At 68.3% G+C, this 14,819-nt stretch carries 15 protein-coding genes; 10 read left to right on the forward strand and 5 right to left on the reverse strand.

From position 1 onward, the window contains the following. Positions 1-76: 76 nt before the first annotated feature. Together ACX9TP_RS25300 and ACX9TP_RS25305 are read left to right on the forward strand one after the other, a co-directional pair. Positions 77-964, forward strand: a complete 888-nt coding sequence (locus ACX9TP_RS25300) for a sulfotransferase domain-containing protein (RefSeq protein WP_482973177.1) — start codon at positions 77-79, stop codon at positions 962-964. 259 nt (positions 965-1,223) lie between these two features. Next, positions 1,224-2,150: a hypothetical protein gene (locus tag ACX9TP_RS25305; protein WP_482973178.1), complete on the forward strand. Its 927-nt coding sequence runs from the start codon at positions 1,224-1,226 to the stop codon at positions 2,148-2,150. On the opposite strand, the gene ACX9TP_RS25310 is transcribed toward ACX9TP_RS25305, so the two are convergent. After that, on the reverse strand, positions 2,138-2,977 hold the full coding sequence (locus ACX9TP_RS25310) for a hypothetical protein (protein WP_482973179.1): 840 nt from the start codon (positions 2,975-2,977) through the stop codon (positions 2,138-2,140). The two genes, ACX9TP_RS25305 and ACX9TP_RS25310, sit on opposite strands and share 13 nt — an antisense overlap. Further along, positions 2,974-3,630, reverse strand: coding sequence for a hypothetical protein (locus ACX9TP_RS25315; RefSeq protein WP_482973180.1), 657 nt, complete (start codon positions 3,628-3,630; stop codon positions 2,974-2,976). Before ACX9TP_RS25315 ends, ACX9TP_RS25310 begins: the two co-directional genes overlap by 4 nt. Before the next feature lie 331 nt (positions 3,631-3,961). Here ACX9TP_RS25315 and ACX9TP_RS25320 point away from each other — a divergent pair, with 331 nt between their 5' ends. Both ACX9TP_RS25320 and ACX9TP_RS25325 read left to right on the forward strand, forming a co-directional pair. After that, positions 3,962-4,762, forward strand: a complete 801-nt coding sequence (locus tag ACX9TP_RS25320; protein WP_482973181.1) for a BREX system ATP-binding domain-containing protein — start codon at positions 3,962-3,964, stop codon at positions 4,760-4,762. Between the two features lie 8 nt (positions 4,763-4,770). Beyond that, positions 4,771-6,285: a DEAD/DEAH box helicase gene (locus ACX9TP_RS25325; RefSeq protein ID WP_482973182.1), complete on the forward strand. Its 1,515-nt coding sequence runs from the start codon at positions 4,771-4,773 to the stop codon at positions 6,283-6,285. Positions 6,286-6,417: 132 nt separating this feature from the next. On the opposite strand, the gene ACX9TP_RS25330 is transcribed toward ACX9TP_RS25325, so the two are convergent. Continuing rightward, positions 6,418-7,041 (reverse strand): flavodoxin domain-containing protein, encoded by a 624-nt coding sequence (locus ACX9TP_RS25330; RefSeq protein ID WP_482973183.1) that lies wholly within the window; start codon positions 7,039-7,041, stop codon positions 6,418-6,420. A 225-nt stretch (positions 7,042-7,266) separates the two neighbouring features. Here ACX9TP_RS25330 and ACX9TP_RS25335 point away from each other — a divergent pair, with 225 nt between their 5' ends. The 4 genes from ACX9TP_RS25335 (at position 7,267) to ACX9TP_RS25350 (ending at position 11,112) form a co-directional block, all read left to right on the forward strand. Next, a complete protein-coding gene (locus tag ACX9TP_RS25335) occupies positions 7,267-7,545 on the forward strand; it encodes a hypothetical protein (RefSeq protein WP_482973184.1) in 279 nt (92 codons plus the stop codon). A gap of 26 nt (positions 7,546-7,571) precedes the next feature. Next, positions 7,572-9,848, forward strand: coding sequence for a sensor histidine kinase (locus tag ACX9TP_RS25340; RefSeq protein WP_482973185.1), 2,277 nt, complete (start codon positions 7,572-7,574; stop codon positions 9,846-9,848). Then, the gene (locus ACX9TP_RS25345) at positions 9,845-10,516 is read left to right on the forward strand and encodes a TVP38/TMEM64 family protein (protein ID WP_482973186.1); all 672 of its coding nucleotides are present in this window, start codon (positions 9,845-9,847) and stop codon (positions 10,514-10,516) included. The genes ACX9TP_RS25340 and ACX9TP_RS25345 overlap by 4 nt, the downstream gene beginning before the upstream one ends. Positions 10,517-10,824: 308 nt before the next feature. Continuing rightward, positions 10,825-11,112 (forward strand): molybdopterin dinucleotide binding domain-containing protein, encoded by a 288-nt coding sequence (locus ACX9TP_RS25350; protein WP_482973187.1) that lies wholly within the window; start codon positions 10,825-10,827, stop codon positions 11,110-11,112. 32 nt (positions 11,113-11,144) lie between these two features. On the opposite strand, the gene ACX9TP_RS25355 is transcribed toward ACX9TP_RS25350, so the two are convergent. Further along, complete coding sequence (locus ACX9TP_RS25355; RefSeq protein WP_482973188.1) at positions 11,145-12,128, reverse strand: aerolysin family beta-barrel pore-forming toxin; 984 nt, start codon at positions 12,126-12,128, stop codon at positions 11,145-11,147. Between the two features lie 285 nt (positions 12,129-12,413). Further along, on the reverse strand, positions 12,414-12,575 hold the full coding sequence (locus ACX9TP_RS25360) for a hypothetical protein (protein ID WP_482973189.1): 162 nt from the start codon (positions 12,573-12,575) through the stop codon (positions 12,414-12,416). 331 nt (positions 12,576-12,906) lie between these two features. Here ACX9TP_RS25360 and ACX9TP_RS25365 point away from each other — a divergent pair, with 331 nt between their 5' ends. Together ACX9TP_RS25365 and ACX9TP_RS25370 are read left to right on the forward strand one after the other, a co-directional pair. After that, positions 12,907-14,361, forward strand: coding sequence for an ELWxxDGT repeat protein (locus ACX9TP_RS25365; protein WP_482973190.1), 1,455 nt, complete (start codon positions 12,907-12,909; stop codon positions 14,359-14,361). A 51-nt stretch (positions 14,362-14,412) separates the two neighbouring features. Then, entirely contained in the window at positions 14,413-14,649 is a 237-nt protein-coding gene (locus ACX9TP_RS25370; RefSeq protein WP_482973191.1) for a hypothetical protein, read from the forward strand. Positions 14,650-14,819: the final 170 nt, after the last annotated feature.

Consider the following 14,819-nt stretch of genomic DNA (forward strand, 5'->3'; position numbering starts at 1 on the left):
CCGTGTATATCGGGCGGGACTTCGCATCCCCGGGTGGCACGGGGCGGTTCCTCGAGGAGGACAGGGAGAGCACGGCATGACGACGGGTCTGACACTCAAGCAGCGTGCCCTTCTGGGGGTGCTGGGCTTCTTCAACATGATCCTGCTCCCCGTCACCAACTCCGTGGGCATGGCGTACCAGGCGCTGCTGGTGCTCCGGATGCGGCACATCCTGCTCAAGCCACGGCCCGGGGACATCTACGTGGCCACCGCGCCCAAGACGGGCACGACGTGGATGCAGCAGATCGTCTACCAGGTGCTCACGGGCGGCCGGGGCGAGTTCGAGCACCTGTACCAGGTGTCGCCCGATCTGGACGGCATCGCGCTCAAGGGCTTCGCGCGGGAGGTGCTGGACGCGCTGCCCTCTCCGCGCATCATGAAGTCGCACCTGTACTACGGGATGTTGTCCCCTCCCGCGGACAGTCGCGTCATCTACGTCACCCGCAATGCGGCGGACTCGATGGTGTCGCTCCATCACCACGTCGGTCTGATCAATGGCTACTGGAATCGCCTCGACGCAGGCTTCATCCGCCACTCCAGCATGGTGAATCACTGGCTGACGCACCTGAAGTCCTGGTGGCCCCACCGCGCGGATGCCAACGTCCTCCACATCCGCTACGAGGACATGGTCGCGGACCTGGAGGGCAGCATCCGGAAGGTGGCGGGCTTCCTCGGCGTCCCCTTGGAGGAGGACCGCATGGGGGACATCCTGGAGAAGTGCAGCTTCGCCTACATGAAGAAGCACCATGAGCGCTTCGACGTGCGGGTGCGCATCTTCCAATCAGGCCCCGCCAGGATGGGATTCATCCGAAAGGGCGTCGTGGGTGACAGCCGCACGGAGCTTGCGCCCGAGGCGCAGGCCGCGCTGGGCGAACGGCTGGGGCGGATTCGGAAGAAGCTCGGCATGGGTGAGACGGAGGTGTGAGGCACGGCGGGCGACTGGGGCCCGGCTTCGGGCTCCGCCTGCGGGCATCGACGAGCATGTTGCGGGGCCTACGGACTCGCCCTGGTGGTTCCGGCCCCGCGCCACACCATGGGGGCAAAGGCGATGCCTCCCAGGACCAGCGCCCGCCCACCGCCCTCCTCGGACAGCCACAGCGTCCATGATTCAGGGGACAGGGTTTCGTCGGACTCGGCCTCCACCAGGATGCGGCTCGGACCACGGCTTCCTGCTCCAGCGCGGGGTGCGGACGCAGGGGTTCGGCGCGCGCGGGCAGGCGGACCGGCGCTACGTCTTCAGCGACATGGAGCGGACGGACGCGGGCCACCTCTGCGTGCCGCTCGCCTCGCTGCACTACGAGGCCCCGGGCTTCCTGGTGTTCCGCGAGGACACCGCCGAGTACGACGTGGGCCGCGCGCCGGGCTCGTTCACCCACGGCGGCAACTCGCTCCAGGAGCGCGTCATCCCGGTGCTGCACGTCTCGCGCAAGCGCGCCGCCGCGGACACGGGCCTGCGCTTCGCCATCGAATGCGAGCCCGCCAGCGCCGCCATGGGCGTGCAGCGGCTGCTCGTGCGGGTGAGTCCCGCGAAGCGGAGCGGACAGGCGCCCCTGGAGTTCGCCAGCTCCCAGCCCGTGGACGTGGTGATGCGGGTGGCGGGCAACACGGATGTCCGGATGGTGGTGAAGGACGTGACGGGAGCCGATGCTGTCGCCCAGCCCGGGGGCTTCCGCCTCCGCCCGGGCACGAGCGAGTGGGCCGAGGTGTACTTCGTCCTCGAGGGCGCGGTGAATGACAGGCTCGCAGTGGAGCTCGCGCTGGCGGGCGACCTGTCGGTGAAGGCCTCTCCGCCCACCACCTACCCGGTCTCCTACGTACCAGCAGCGCGCAAGGAGCCGGAGACACAGCAACCCGCACCCGAGGCCCCGCCCGCACCGCCCCCCAGGGCCCCTGGCGTCTGGGGCGAGAAGCTGGGAGACGCGGACGCTGGCAAGGTGTTCGACCACCTCCAGCAGTTCGGGAGCGTGAACGAGGCGGAGCTGGTCCAGCTGCTCGGCCACCCGCGAAAGGCCCGCGCCTTCGCCGCGCGCTTCGACTCATTCCGGGACAAGCTCACCTTCGACGTCCAGGTGATGACCACCGCGGACGGCAAGCGCTATCAGCGCCTCTGACCAGACCGGTCCGCCGCCCCCAGGGCCACATCTCGTTCGACGGCCTTCTTGCGCTCCTCCCAGGCACTCAGGGCGGATGCCACATGATGGAGAGAGTGGCGCTTCAGTCTTGGGTGGTGCACCGCGAAGTAGTGCTCCCCGGCGATGGCCACGAAGGAATAGGGATTGGCTGGGTGACTCATCAACCACGCCTCTGCCTCCGCGCGTGTGGCAAAGGAAGGCCGCTGTGCGGGAATTCCCCTGGCGGCCAGTGCCTCCAGCGCCGGCTCGATTGCATAATCGAGACACATGCCGCGCGTATTGTCCTCTCTCTCATACCAGAATTGATAGTACTCATCGCCAATGAGGATGCGGGCCGGGCTCGGGGGTTCCGCGCTCCCCTTCAGCCAGGCCTCCGCCTCCTCGCGGCGGGTGAAGTGCGCGATGGCCACCGGAGCGAGGTCCAGTAGATGGTTGAAGAAGTCCTCGACCTCGTCGACCTGTCCGGTATCAGCGATGAAGTTGATGAGCGCGACGAGCAGGAGCACGGGCCTCTGTTCAGGCTCAGGCGTTTCACTCAGGGAATTGAGCAGCAGCTCCACCGCCTGTTGCGCGTACGTATTCGTGTGCGCGCTCATGCGTGCGCTGACGTGGCGCTGCGCTACGTCTCCCATCTCTTCGAGGGCGTCTTCGAAACGGTAGACCTGGCCTGTGACGTTTACGAAGTAGCTGAGTACGCTCAGATAGAACCAGAGCTTCTCCTCCTCCGGGCGCCCCTTCACACCTGCTGTCCGTTGCCGGGCCGCGATGAGAATCGCCGCTTCTGCGAGAGCCTCATAGGTTCTCACCTGCATGCCTCCACGAGCTGGGTGTCGGGGGGCAGCGCCGGGGAGCGTTCCGCCATGATCAGGAGTGGCGCCAGAACGAGTGCCGCTCCCCCTGAGCCAACGACCACCACGGCGAAAGCTACACCGGCAATGACCACGACAGCACCCACGACGAGCTCCGTGCGATGCCTCTTGATCCAGTCAATGGCAGGATCTATCGCATCGAACTCGGCCGCGTACTGTTCTGCCCACTCACCGCGTCCCTTCTTGCACTCAACCAAACCCTCCATGCAGTAGCGCGGACACCACCAACGCCTGGCGATGCGCCACGGCTGTGTCCGTGTGTCCATGTATTTACGATGACCGATTCCGAAGGGTCGGCTGCTCGCGAGACAGTCATTCACGCACTGCTCATGTCGACCAGCACAGTACTCATTCAAGCCCGAGGTGGACACGCGCACGATATTTCGACGGAGGTGGGTCGTGCTCAAGGTGTGCTGGAACTTCGTCAGATCGAAGTCTTTCAACGGAATCCAGGCATGCGCCACCTGCCCATCGGGGCGTTGCTCGAAGGCGAGCGCGTACCTGCCAAGGTCATGGGGGCCCGTAGGCCCGGCCACCGAGGGGCGCGTCGGAGTCGCACCGCAGGCACCGAGCATGAGGGCAAGGCTCACCGCCATCACCCTCCGTATCACTGAGGCTCTTCTCATGTGGGTGACATCTCCAGAGCTTCTCTACCATCCAGGGCACCGTCGCTTTCCGCATCATAGGGCCCACCGTCACCCGACGTCCCGTGCCGCGAAGGTCAGCAGCCGTGCCCTTCTACCGCGAGACAGCCCGGCAGCCACTGGACGAGCGGGACGAGCGGGACGACAAGGCGTAGGTCGTGCCGCGAGAGTGTGACAGGAACTGTCGCCGCCCCGACTGGAGACCCCACCATGCCCCTGAGCCAGCGAGACACCGACCACGTCTTCCAGTGCCTCCGAGGAGGGACCGTCCCAGAGCGTGGTGCGGACCATCTTCGAGCTGAAGCAGAAGGGGCAGCTCGCCGAGGCCTCCGCCCTGCTCTCCTGGCTGTCCGGGAGCGAGAACATCGCGGCGGGCGCCAAGAAGCTGGCGGGCATCAAGGGCGAAATCCAGAGCACCGACGCGCTCGCCTACCTGCGGGGCATCCTCGCCATCGTGAAGGGCGCGGGCTATGCGGGGCTCGTCATCGACGAGGCGGAGACCATCCTCCGCATGAAGGCGGACGTGCGGCAGAAGTCGCTGAACGGCATGCGGCAGATCCTCGATGCCGCGAGCGGCTTCCCTGGCCTGCTCTGGGTGTTCACGGGCACGCCCGACTTCTTCGACACGAACCGGGGCGTGAAGGGGCTCCAACCGCTGAACGAGCGCATCGCGTTCACCCAGGTGGACGGCTTCGCGCCGCTCAAGCAGCCGCAGCTCGCGCTCAAGCCCTTCGACCAGAAGCGGCTGAAGGAGGTCGGGATGAAGCTCCGTTCCATGTACCCGACCACCGACCGCACGCGCTTCGAGCTGACTGTCAGCCCGGACTACCTGGACTCGCTGGTGCGGGAAGTCTCGGAGGGACTGCGCGCCGACGTGGGCGTGGTGCCCCGGCAGTTCCTGCGGCGGCTGGTGAGCGTGTTCGACATCGTCGAGCAGGAGCCGGACTTCCGGCCGGCGCCGGGCAAGCCCCCCATCGAGCCGGCGCTCACGCACACCGAGGCGAGCCTCCGTGAGGGCAGACCCGAGTACCCGCCAGAGCCGGGCGAGGACCGGGGCTACGAAGTCGTGAACTTCTGAGGGGCTTCATGAGCGTCTTCTCCCGGTTCCCTCCCCGGCTGCAGGAAGCCATCGTCAGCCGCCTGGGCTTCACCGGGCTCAGGCCCGTCCAGGAGTTGGCGGCCCAGGCGTTGCTGGATGGAAAGAACGCGGTCGTCCTCGCGCCCACCGCCGGAGGCAAGACGGAGGCCTCCCTCTTCCCCGTACTGGCGGAGTTGATGGAGCGGCCCGTCCCGGGCGTTGGCGCGCTGTACGTGGCGCCCATCAAGGCGCTCCTCAACAACCAGGAGGAGCGTCTCGGGACGTACACGGAGATGGTGGGGCTCCGCCGCTTCGTGTGGCACGGAGACACGCCCGACCGGGCGAAGCGCGCCTTCATCAAGGAGCCCTGTGAGCTCCTGATGACCACGCCGGAGTCGCTCGAGGTGATGCTCATCTCGCCGCGCGTTCCCGTACAGGCGCTGTTCTCCCAGCTCAGGTACGTGGTCGTGGACGAGGTCCATGCGCTTGCCGGGACGGACCGGGGGGCGCACCTGCTCTCGGTCATCGAGCGGTTGGCGGCGCTGGGTGGGGGGGACGTGCAGCGGGTGGGGCTTTCCGCCACCGTGGGCAATCCGGCTCGAATCCTCACCTGGCTGAAGGGCTCCTCACACCGTACCGGAGCGGTGGTGGAGCCTCCCCGGCAGCCGACCCAGCGGAAGCTTTCGGTCAGCCTCCCGGGCACTGTCTCGGACATCGCGCGCACAGGCGCAGCGCTGGCCCGGGGAAGGAAGAGCCTGTTCTTCTGCCAGACGCGCTCGCTCACCGAAGCGGTGTCGGAGCGAATGCGGGGCCAGGGCACCGACGTCTTCGTTCACCACAGCTCGGTGTCACTCGAGGAAAGGACGCTCGCCGAGGAGCGCTTCCACCATGGCCGGGAAGCCTGCATCGTGTGCACCTCCACGCTCGAGCTCGGCATCGACGTGGGCGACCTGGATGCGGTGATGCAGGCGAACGCGCCATCCACCGTGTCCTCGTTTCTTCAGCGAATCGGGCGGACGGGACGCCGCGCGGGTCAGTTCTCGAACATGGCCTTCCTCTGCGAGGACACCGACTCTCTGCTGCTCGCCATCGCGCTCATCGAGCAGGCCCGCGCGGGCTGGGTGGAAGAGGAGGCCGCGCGTGAAGAGTTCTGGTCCACGCCTGGCCGGCTTCAGGCCATTGCCGCACGAATCCCCACCCTACCGGTTGAGCAAGTTCCAGGACGCCTTGCCCCCAGCTGCCGTGGCCGAAATGCTGGGCAACGCATTCCTCGACGTAACGGGGGCGCGACAGGTTCTCGGCGCACAACGACGAAAAGTAGCCGCCACGACGTAGCCCGCAAAGTCGAAGGCCCTGGAGTCACCGGCTTTCACCGGAAACTCCAGGGCCTTCAGTTGGTCGGGGCGACAGGATTTGAACCTGCCACCGTGTACCGGCTCTGCGAGCGGGGTGACCTGCCGCACCTCCGCGTGTCCAATGTGGAGTCCCCTCCCATCCAGTCCCGCACCACCACTTCGCATTGAAGGACATCCGCGAGGCGTACGAGCTCTTCGGCCAGCGCAACGACGGCGTCATGAAGAGCGCCATCCGCCCTTGAAGGACCGACCTTCCCCTCTGCAGGAGGGGCCAGCCTGTCCTTGGGAACGGCCCGTGAATCAGGGGGCCAGGGGCGCAGGCTCGCTGACAGGCGTCCCCACCGCGCTCCGGGCGCCCGAGGCGTCGAGCTTCCCGAGGAAGTCCTCGGCGAAGTGGCGGACCTGCTCCCAGTCGGTGAACTCGTAGTCGCGGGATACGTCCGTGGGTCCCCCGGCATCCCGGAGGATGCGCCGCAGGAAGAAGCGGAGAATCCACCCATAGTGGGTATAGGGGATCGCGCCGGCGAACACCGCGAACATGTCGGGCGTCCATCCCGTCTCACGCTCGAAGTCGTGAACGAGCCCCTCGGCCGTCCGCCGGTGCTCCGCGGTGGGCTGACTCATGGTCAGACTGAGAGAGAAGAAGGCGGTGGGCTTGCGCGCCAGCACCTCACGGTAGCGTTGGACGAAGCGCACCATCCGTCGCTGATGGCGCCCCCTGTGGATGGAGGCTCCGAGCACGACGGCATCGGACGCCTCGAGCATCCGCTCCGTCACGTCGGCGACGTCGTGCACCTCCACCTCGCACCCCGCCGCGATCATCCTCCGGGCAAGGCAGTCCGCCACCTTCTCCGTCTGTCCCTCGCTGCTCCGAAAGCCAACGAGCACGCGCAGTGCCCTTGCGTCCCACTCCCGCATCTCCATGCCTGGAATCTCGAGACGAGGGACCAGGCAGGGAAGCCCGCCCCAGGGCAGGGGCGGACTGGGGCGCCAGGCCCTGGCGTCCTGCCTGGGCCTGGCGTGTCCCGGCGGCATGTAGAGCCCAACTTCCCCGGGGCGCGTCAGGACAGGCGAGGCGGTGGGCACCCACCGACGTCCGGCTGGCCATGGGCCCGCTCGCCTCCACCCGTTGTCCCAGGAGCTGGAAGCATGGACCCTTCCCCCGAAACCGAGAAGCATCCGCGGGCACCGGCGCCGGGCGAGGCCGCCACGGAGCCACTCCCCTGGTTCGACGCCCTCTTCCACATCCTCCGGGCCAGCCGCGAGGCCGGCATCACTTCTTCCCTCCGCGGCCAGGCGCCGTCCAACCGGCCCGAGTTCGCCGAGCACCTGGTGCGCGCGGACATCACCTCCATCCCGGGGGCCGCGCGGAGGGTCATCGCGGCGGCGGAGCGGCGGCGGCTGCTGGAGGCCGCGCGGGCACGGTGAGGGACTCCCGCGGCGGGCAGGCATCCATGACGACTCTCCCGGGCAGCGCCTCCACTCCCTGGCTCGAACAGGCCCTTGGCCGGCTCGCGCCGCTCGCGGCGGGACTCGCCGTGCTGATGGCGGCGGCCGGGGGGCTGGCCTGGGGCCTGGGCTCGCCAGGCCTCGTCCGCTTCGCGCTCGCGGCCCTCGTGCTCGTGCTCCTCGCGCTGGCGGTCTTCGTCGCGTTGCTCGCGCGGAGGGCAGGCACCCTTTCCCGGATGGAAGCGGAGCGCCAGGGGGTGGAGCAATCGCTGCGGATGACGCAGGCGCGCCTCACCGGCCTCGTCTCCAGCGCGGTCGACGCCATCATCTCCGTCGACCCGGCACAGCGCATCACCCTCTTCAACGAGGGCGCGGAGCGCATCTTCGGGTACTCCGCCCACGAGGCCGTGGGCCAGCCCCTGGATCTGCTCCTTCCCGAGCGGCATCGACGGCCACACAGGCACCACGTCCAGCAGTTCGCGGCGGGCACCCGGGCCTCCCGGCAGATGGGAGAGCGGCGTCCCATCTCCGGTCGGCGCAAGAGCGGCGAGGAGTTCCCCGCCGAAGCCAGCATCTCGAAGGTGGAGGTGGATGGGACGAGCCTCCTGACCGTCATCCTGCGCGACGTCTCCGCGCGCAGGCACGCGGAGGAGGTGCTCCGCAATAGCGAGGAACGCTTCAGGGCCGCCTTCGAGGCCGCCCCCATCGGCATGGCCCTGGTCGGCCTGGATGGCCGGTTCCTGAACGTGAATGACTCCATGTCCGAGATTGTCGGCTACGCACCGCAGGAGCTCCTCGCCCGGACCTTCCAGGACATCACCTGGCCCGAGGACCTGGACCTGGACCTGGCAAACGTGCAGCGACTGCGCCAGGGGGAGCTCCGTACCTACCAGCTGGAGAAGCGCTACATCCACAAGCGGGGCCACCTCGTGAGCGTCCTGCTGACGGGCTCCCTGGTGCGCGACTCCCGGGGCGAGCCACTCCACTTCATCGCGCAGGTGCAGGACATCTCGGCGCGCAAGCAGCTCGAGCAGGCCCTGCGCTTCCTGGCCGAGGCGGGCCCGCAGCTCGCCAGCTCGCTCGACCCCCGGACGACGCTCGCCACCGTGGCGCGGCTTGCCGTCCCGATGCTGGCGGACTGGTGCGTGGCCGAGCTCCTGGATGAAGACGGGCACGTCCAGTGGCTGGAGGGCGCGGCGGCCTCGCCGGAGAAGTCGCGGCTGCTGCACGAGCTGCTCACCACCCATCCCCATGACCCGTTGCGCCAGGGGAGCCTCGTCGCGGGCGTGCTCCAGACGGGCCGGCCCGTCCTCCTCCCGGACGTCCCGGAGGCGGTGCTCGAAGCGATGGCGGAGGACGGCGACCACCTGGAGCGGCTGCGCCGCCTCGCTCCCGTGTCGGTCATCGTCGTGCCCCTGCGCGCCCGGGAGCGCGTCCTCGGCGCGGTCATCCTCTGGATTTCCGAGCCCGGGCGTCGCTACGGTGAGCGGGACCTGGCGCTCGCCGAGGAGCTGGCCAGCCGCGCCGCGCTCGCGCTCGACAACGCGCGCCTCCACGAGAAATCCGAGCAGGCGACCCACATCCGCGACGAGGTCCTGCGCATCGTCGCGCACGACCTCCGCACGCCCCTGAATGTCATTGCCCTGAGCGCCGGGACGCTGCTGAAGCACCCGCCCGAAAAGCGGGCCACCGACACGCGGCCGCTCCATTCCATCCGGAAGGCGGTGGAGCGGGCCAACCGGCTCATCCAGGACCTGCTGGACGTGGCCCGCCTGGAGGCTGGCCGACTCTCGGTGGAGCGCGCACCCCAGGAGACCGGGGCGCTCGTCCTGGAAGCCCTCGAGCTGCACCGAGCGCTCGCGGAGGCGAAGTCCATCCAGCTCACGGCGGACGTCCCGGAGGACGCGCCGCCCATCCATGCCGACCATGACCGGGTGCTTCAGATCCTCTCGAACCTGCTCGGCAACGCCCTCAAGTTCACCCCCCACGGCGGACAGATTCGCATCCAGGCCGTACAGGAGGGGAACAGGGTGAGGTTCTCGGTGAGGGACACGGGGGCCGGTATCGCCGCGGAGGACCTGCCCCACCTCTTCGAGCCCTTCTGGCAGGCGCGCGCGGGGAAGAAGGAGGGAGCGGGGCTGGGGTTGACCATCGTGAAGGGGCTCGTCGAGGCCCATGGTGGCCGCATCTGGGTGGAGAGCAGCCCGGGCCTGGGAAGCACCTTCTCCTTCACGCTCCCCGCGCTGGTGACGGCGGAGCGGCCGTTGTCGCATCACGCGTGAGTCGCCCGCGCTGGCAGCCGCGCAGTGCAGCGGGGCGGCCGCTCCTGCTGGTGCTGCTGCTCGTCGGGCTGGCGTTCCTCGCCTCCTCGGACGCATTCCAGTCCGTCCTCCGCCAGGTGCTCGACGCCTCCGCGCCCATCATCGCCGGGCACCCCTTCTGGGGCGCGGTGCTCTTCGTCCTCGTGTCCGCGCTGTCGGCGATGCTGGCCTTCTTCTCCAGCGCGTTGCTGCTGCCGGTGGCCCTGGAGGCCTGGGGGAAGACGGTCTGCGTGCTGCTGCTGTGGGTGGGCTGGATGCTCGGCGGCGCGAGCGCCTATGGCCTCGCGCGCCATGGGGGACGTCCGGTCATCCGCCGGCTCGCCTCTTCCAGCCTGCTCGCCCGCTACGAGGAGCGCATCTCCCGGCAGACGCCCTTCGTGCTGGTGCTGCTCTTCCAGCTCGCGGTCCCCTCCGAGATTCCGGGCTACGTGCTCGGGCTGGCGCGCTACGGGTTGCGCCGCTACCTGCTCGTCCTGGCGCTGGCGGAGCTACCGTACGCGGTGGGCACCGTCTATCTCGGCTCCAGCTTCCTCGAGCAGCGCATCGTCGTCTGGCTGGGACTGGGCGCGTTCAGCATCCTCTTCGGCGCCTGGGCCCTGCACCTGCTTCGCAGACGGCTGGGCCCCTAGCCTCGCCCTCGCCGTGCTGGCCGGCGACTTCACTGCCGAGCCGGCACGCGTGGAGCGCATCTGCCCCGATGACCTGTGCACCGAGGTGGTGCGGCGCCGCGCGGTGTTTCACTGGACGGACACCGTCCGCACCGGAACCCCGTACCACCCTGCGATGCAGAAACTCACCTGGCGCTCCTGACGGGCAACCTCGGCGGGCCGGGCATGGGCGTCAATCCAATGCGCGGGCAGAACAACGTGCAGGGCTCGGCGCACATGGGCTGCGAGCCGGGCAACCTCACCGGCTACAGGTGTTGGTGGTCCAGGATTTGTTTCTCAACGAGACGGCTCGGGCCTGTGGCCACGTCTTCCTGCCCATGGCCCCGGTGGACGCGGAGCGGCTGGGGCTGGAGGACGGTGCGCGCGTGCGGGTCCGCAGCCGGCATGGAGAGGCGGTGCTGCCCATGCGCCGCGCCGGGGGCCTTCGCCCCGGTGAGCTCTTCACCACCTTCCACACGGTGGAGGTCTTCATCAACGCCGTCATCGGCCCGCATCAGGACGGGTACACCCACACGCCCGACTACAAAGTGACGGCCGTGCGGGTGGAGCGCGCTTGACGGGCCCCGTGACAGGACTTACTTCCCCTGGCTTAGAGGGGCGTCGGCCGACGGTAGGTGACGTTGAACTCCGTCTGATTGACGCCCTCGAACACGCCCTCCACTGGAATATCAATTCCTGTCCCTCCGAAGTCCAGGACCAGGGTCGCGGTATAGGGGACCGCCACGTGGTGCTGGTGGAGCAACCACTCACACCTGACCGCCGAGCGGGGCGGCACCCTGTCGGCAATGACGTGCGATTGAGTCTCGGTGATGACGACAGAGCCCCCCTCCGTCGACTCGTAGGTCGTCTCGGCGGAAATCTGGACCTCTCCACCGACCAGTATCGGGATGCCTGTCTTGACCTTCGTGCTGACGCCCACCTTGATTCCCCACTTCGTGCTCCAGTTGGTGGTTTCAGACACCGCTCTCGTGATGGTCGCGGTCTTTGACGCTTCGGTATCCCCCTCGTTCGTCAAGTTTTCCACGCCTGAGAAAACGGGTGGGGTCAACGAATGGATGGCTCTGCTCAAGTCATACTTTACGTTCGTCAGCGTGTAGGACTGGGCATCGGGAAGAGTGACTTCGAAGATGTTTCGTTCCTCGAATTCATGTGGGTGCGCCTCGACGACGTAGTCGCGCCCCATCCGGTCGTTCGAAACGAACACCCACTTCCCATAGGAGGGGCTGAAGATCTTGAAGCGCCGCAAGCTGGCGTCCACGGGAACGAACTGGAAGCTGTTCCGAGCCTCTCCGGAAGAGCCATGTGCCTCCACGATGTTGTCGCCCCTGAGCTTGTCGTTGGAGACGAAGACCCAGTCACCGTACGTGGGATTGCGCAGCCGGAAACAGCCATCGCCGCAGTCTTCCAGGACAAAGGAGTTCCGGGCTTCTCCCTCTGCGCCGTGCGCCTCGACGACATGGTCGCCGCCCTTCTTGTCATTCGAGACGAACACATACGCCCCATAGCTCTTGTTGAAGAGCGTGATGGGTACCTCGCGTTGTGCCAGGAGCCTCAGATACTCGCCCGCTTCCATCTTGCGCCTCCATTGCCGACGGCCGCGAGGTCTGGACCTGGGGCTTCGCCGTTGCGGCCCGTCTACCTTCCATGAATTGAGATGGGGTTGAGCTACGTCACCATTCAAGGCGGGGAGCGTATCCAAGAACTGCCGCGAGGCTGTCCGCCAGCAGAGCGGGACCATCGCGAGCGTATCGAGGGAGCGGCCCGACTCGTGCAAGGGGACACATGCCCGCGATGGCTGCTCGGCCTGAACGCGCTGTCACCGGCCTGACTTCCCACGGGCCGCTGCTCGCTTCCGCTTCTACCTGCTCCGCCCGCCCCGCTTCGCGTGAGCCGCCGAGAGGTCGAGCGCCACGGCGAGAATCAAGGCCCCGGCCCACACATTCACGGGGTCGAGGAGCAGCGGCTCAGGGGCACCGACGTTGTTCGCGATGACCCAGATGATGAACCAGAGCACCGTCATGGCCTTGAAAAGGTGGGTCCGGGCCCGGAGAGGGCAAGTGAGCCCGTGGCGGGCGTGCGCAGCCTCCACCCCTTGCGTGCGCACACGCTGCCCCTCGTGGGCAACCGCTCAGGCCCAGGCGCCGCCTCCACCTCTGGGTTGCTTCGCCGCAACAGGTCTCGGCGGCACCGCACTCTTCCGTTCCCGCCGAAGCAGGCAAGCCTGTGCGGTCCATCTCTCCTCCCTGCGGCTGTCATTGCCCCCAACCCGGGTGCAGATGCAGCGTCCTGGCGCCCGCCCAAGCTTCCGGTCCACCGCGAGGGGCATCACGCCCTGTCGGGAGGGGGAAGTCATGATGAGCAGGTGGGGACGCAAGTCGGGTGCGTGGCTGCTGGGGCTCGGGTTGGCCGCATGCGGGGTGACGACTTCGGAGCCAGACGAAGTGCCCGTGTCCCTGGAGACACCGGACATGCTCGCGAACGGCGGGGACACGTGTCCCTCCGCCACGCGGCTCGCGGACTTCTCGGCCGGAGGGGATCTCGCGGGGCCCTATGAGCTGACGGGCGTGAAGGGGACGCTCTACTTCTCCGTGGATGACGGCACCCACGGCCCGGCGCTCTGGACCAGCGATGGGACGCCCGGCGGCACGCGCCTGTTCCGCGACTTCGGCGCCTACCCGAGCAGCCTGACGGAAGCACGAGGGCTGCTCTTCTTCATCGTGGGCGACACCCTCTGGAGGACGGACGGCACTGCCGCCGGAACCCTCCCGCTGGTCACCGAGCCGTCGTCGCCCCCGCTTGGCACGGGCCTGACGGTGCTGGGCGAGTTCCGCGGCCGACTGTTCTTCCGCATGTACACCCCGGAGCATGGCGTGGAGCTGTGGGCCAGCGACGGCACGCCCGCGGGCACCCGGCTGTACCTGGACCTCAACCCCGGCGCCCCCTCCAGCCTCCCCAACGAAATCGTGGAGACGGCCAGCGGCAATCTCGTCTTCGACGCATACGTGGACGAGGACCTGGAGACCCACGCGGTGCTGGAGGTGTCCCCGACCCGGGCCGTGGAGGAGCTCTTCCGTGTGGGCGGCGGCGGGGATACCTCCATCTTCCGGCTGACGGCCGTGGGGGACCGGGTGTTCTTCCTGGTGGACGAGACGGACGGCACCCCCTTCCTCTACGTGAGCGACGGCACCCCGGGCGCCGCCACGCCCCTCTACTTCTGGGACGAGGTGAACACGCCGGGCCATTTCACCGCCTACGCCGGCCGCCTGTACTTCTCCGCCGAGGAGAGCGACTTCCCCGGCGCCGGCGTGGAGCTGTGGGTGAGCGACGGCACGCCCGGAGGCACGGGGCGGCTGGTGGACATCCTCCCGGGCGAGGAGGGCTCGTTTCCCACCGGGCTGACCGTGTTCGAGGGCCTGCTCTACTTCACCGCGGACGACGGTGCGCACGGGCGCGAGCTGTGGGTGACTGACGGCACCGCCGCGGGCACGCGGCTCGCGCGGGACATCCGCCCGGGCGCGGAGGGCTCCTCGCCCTACGGCCTCATGGTGGCCAGCCGCAAGCTCTACTTCGCGGCGGACGACGGCGAGCACGGGCACGAGCCGTGGAAGGTCTTCCAGGGCCGCGTCCGGCTGGTCGAGGACATCGTTCCCGGGCCCATGGGCTCGGCGCCCGGGCTCTTCGGCGCCGGGTCTGGCGAGACGGACGTCTTCGCCCGCGCGGGCAGCTACCTCTTCTTCTCCACCGAGTCCCACCAGCTCTGGTCGATGCTGACGGGCGCCTACTGCCCGCCGTCCGGCACGCCCTGACGGCTGCGGACATCCCTCCCGGCACGAATCAGACAGAACGATTCGGCGCCCATGGGCCGCGCGGCCGGGAGGGATGCAGCCGGCATCGCCATGCGCATCCTGTGGCGTGAGCGGGCCCAGGAGGTCCTTGAGGCTGGAGACCTGGGCGAAGCCCAGGTCTCTCTGAACATCTTGAATGAGCTCGTCCTGAGGGAGGAAAACGAGCTGCGCGAGCAGCGAAACTGGCGGCGGCTCTCCATCGCCATCGTTGGATGGCTCCCCTCCGCCCGGACTCCAACGTGGTGGTGATTCCGGACTCCAACGTCCTGGGGATTCCCTCCCTGGTAATCGCATGGGCGGGCATTGGCAGTCTTGCCGCCATCCTCTATCGGTTCTACACGGAGCGCGGACGCGTCCGCTTCGACCTGGAGGTCCGCTGGCTAGGAGCCTGGGATCTCCGCTCGGGCCCCCGAGTCGCA

This window comes from Pyxidicoccus sp. M15 (genome assembly GCF_056858435.1).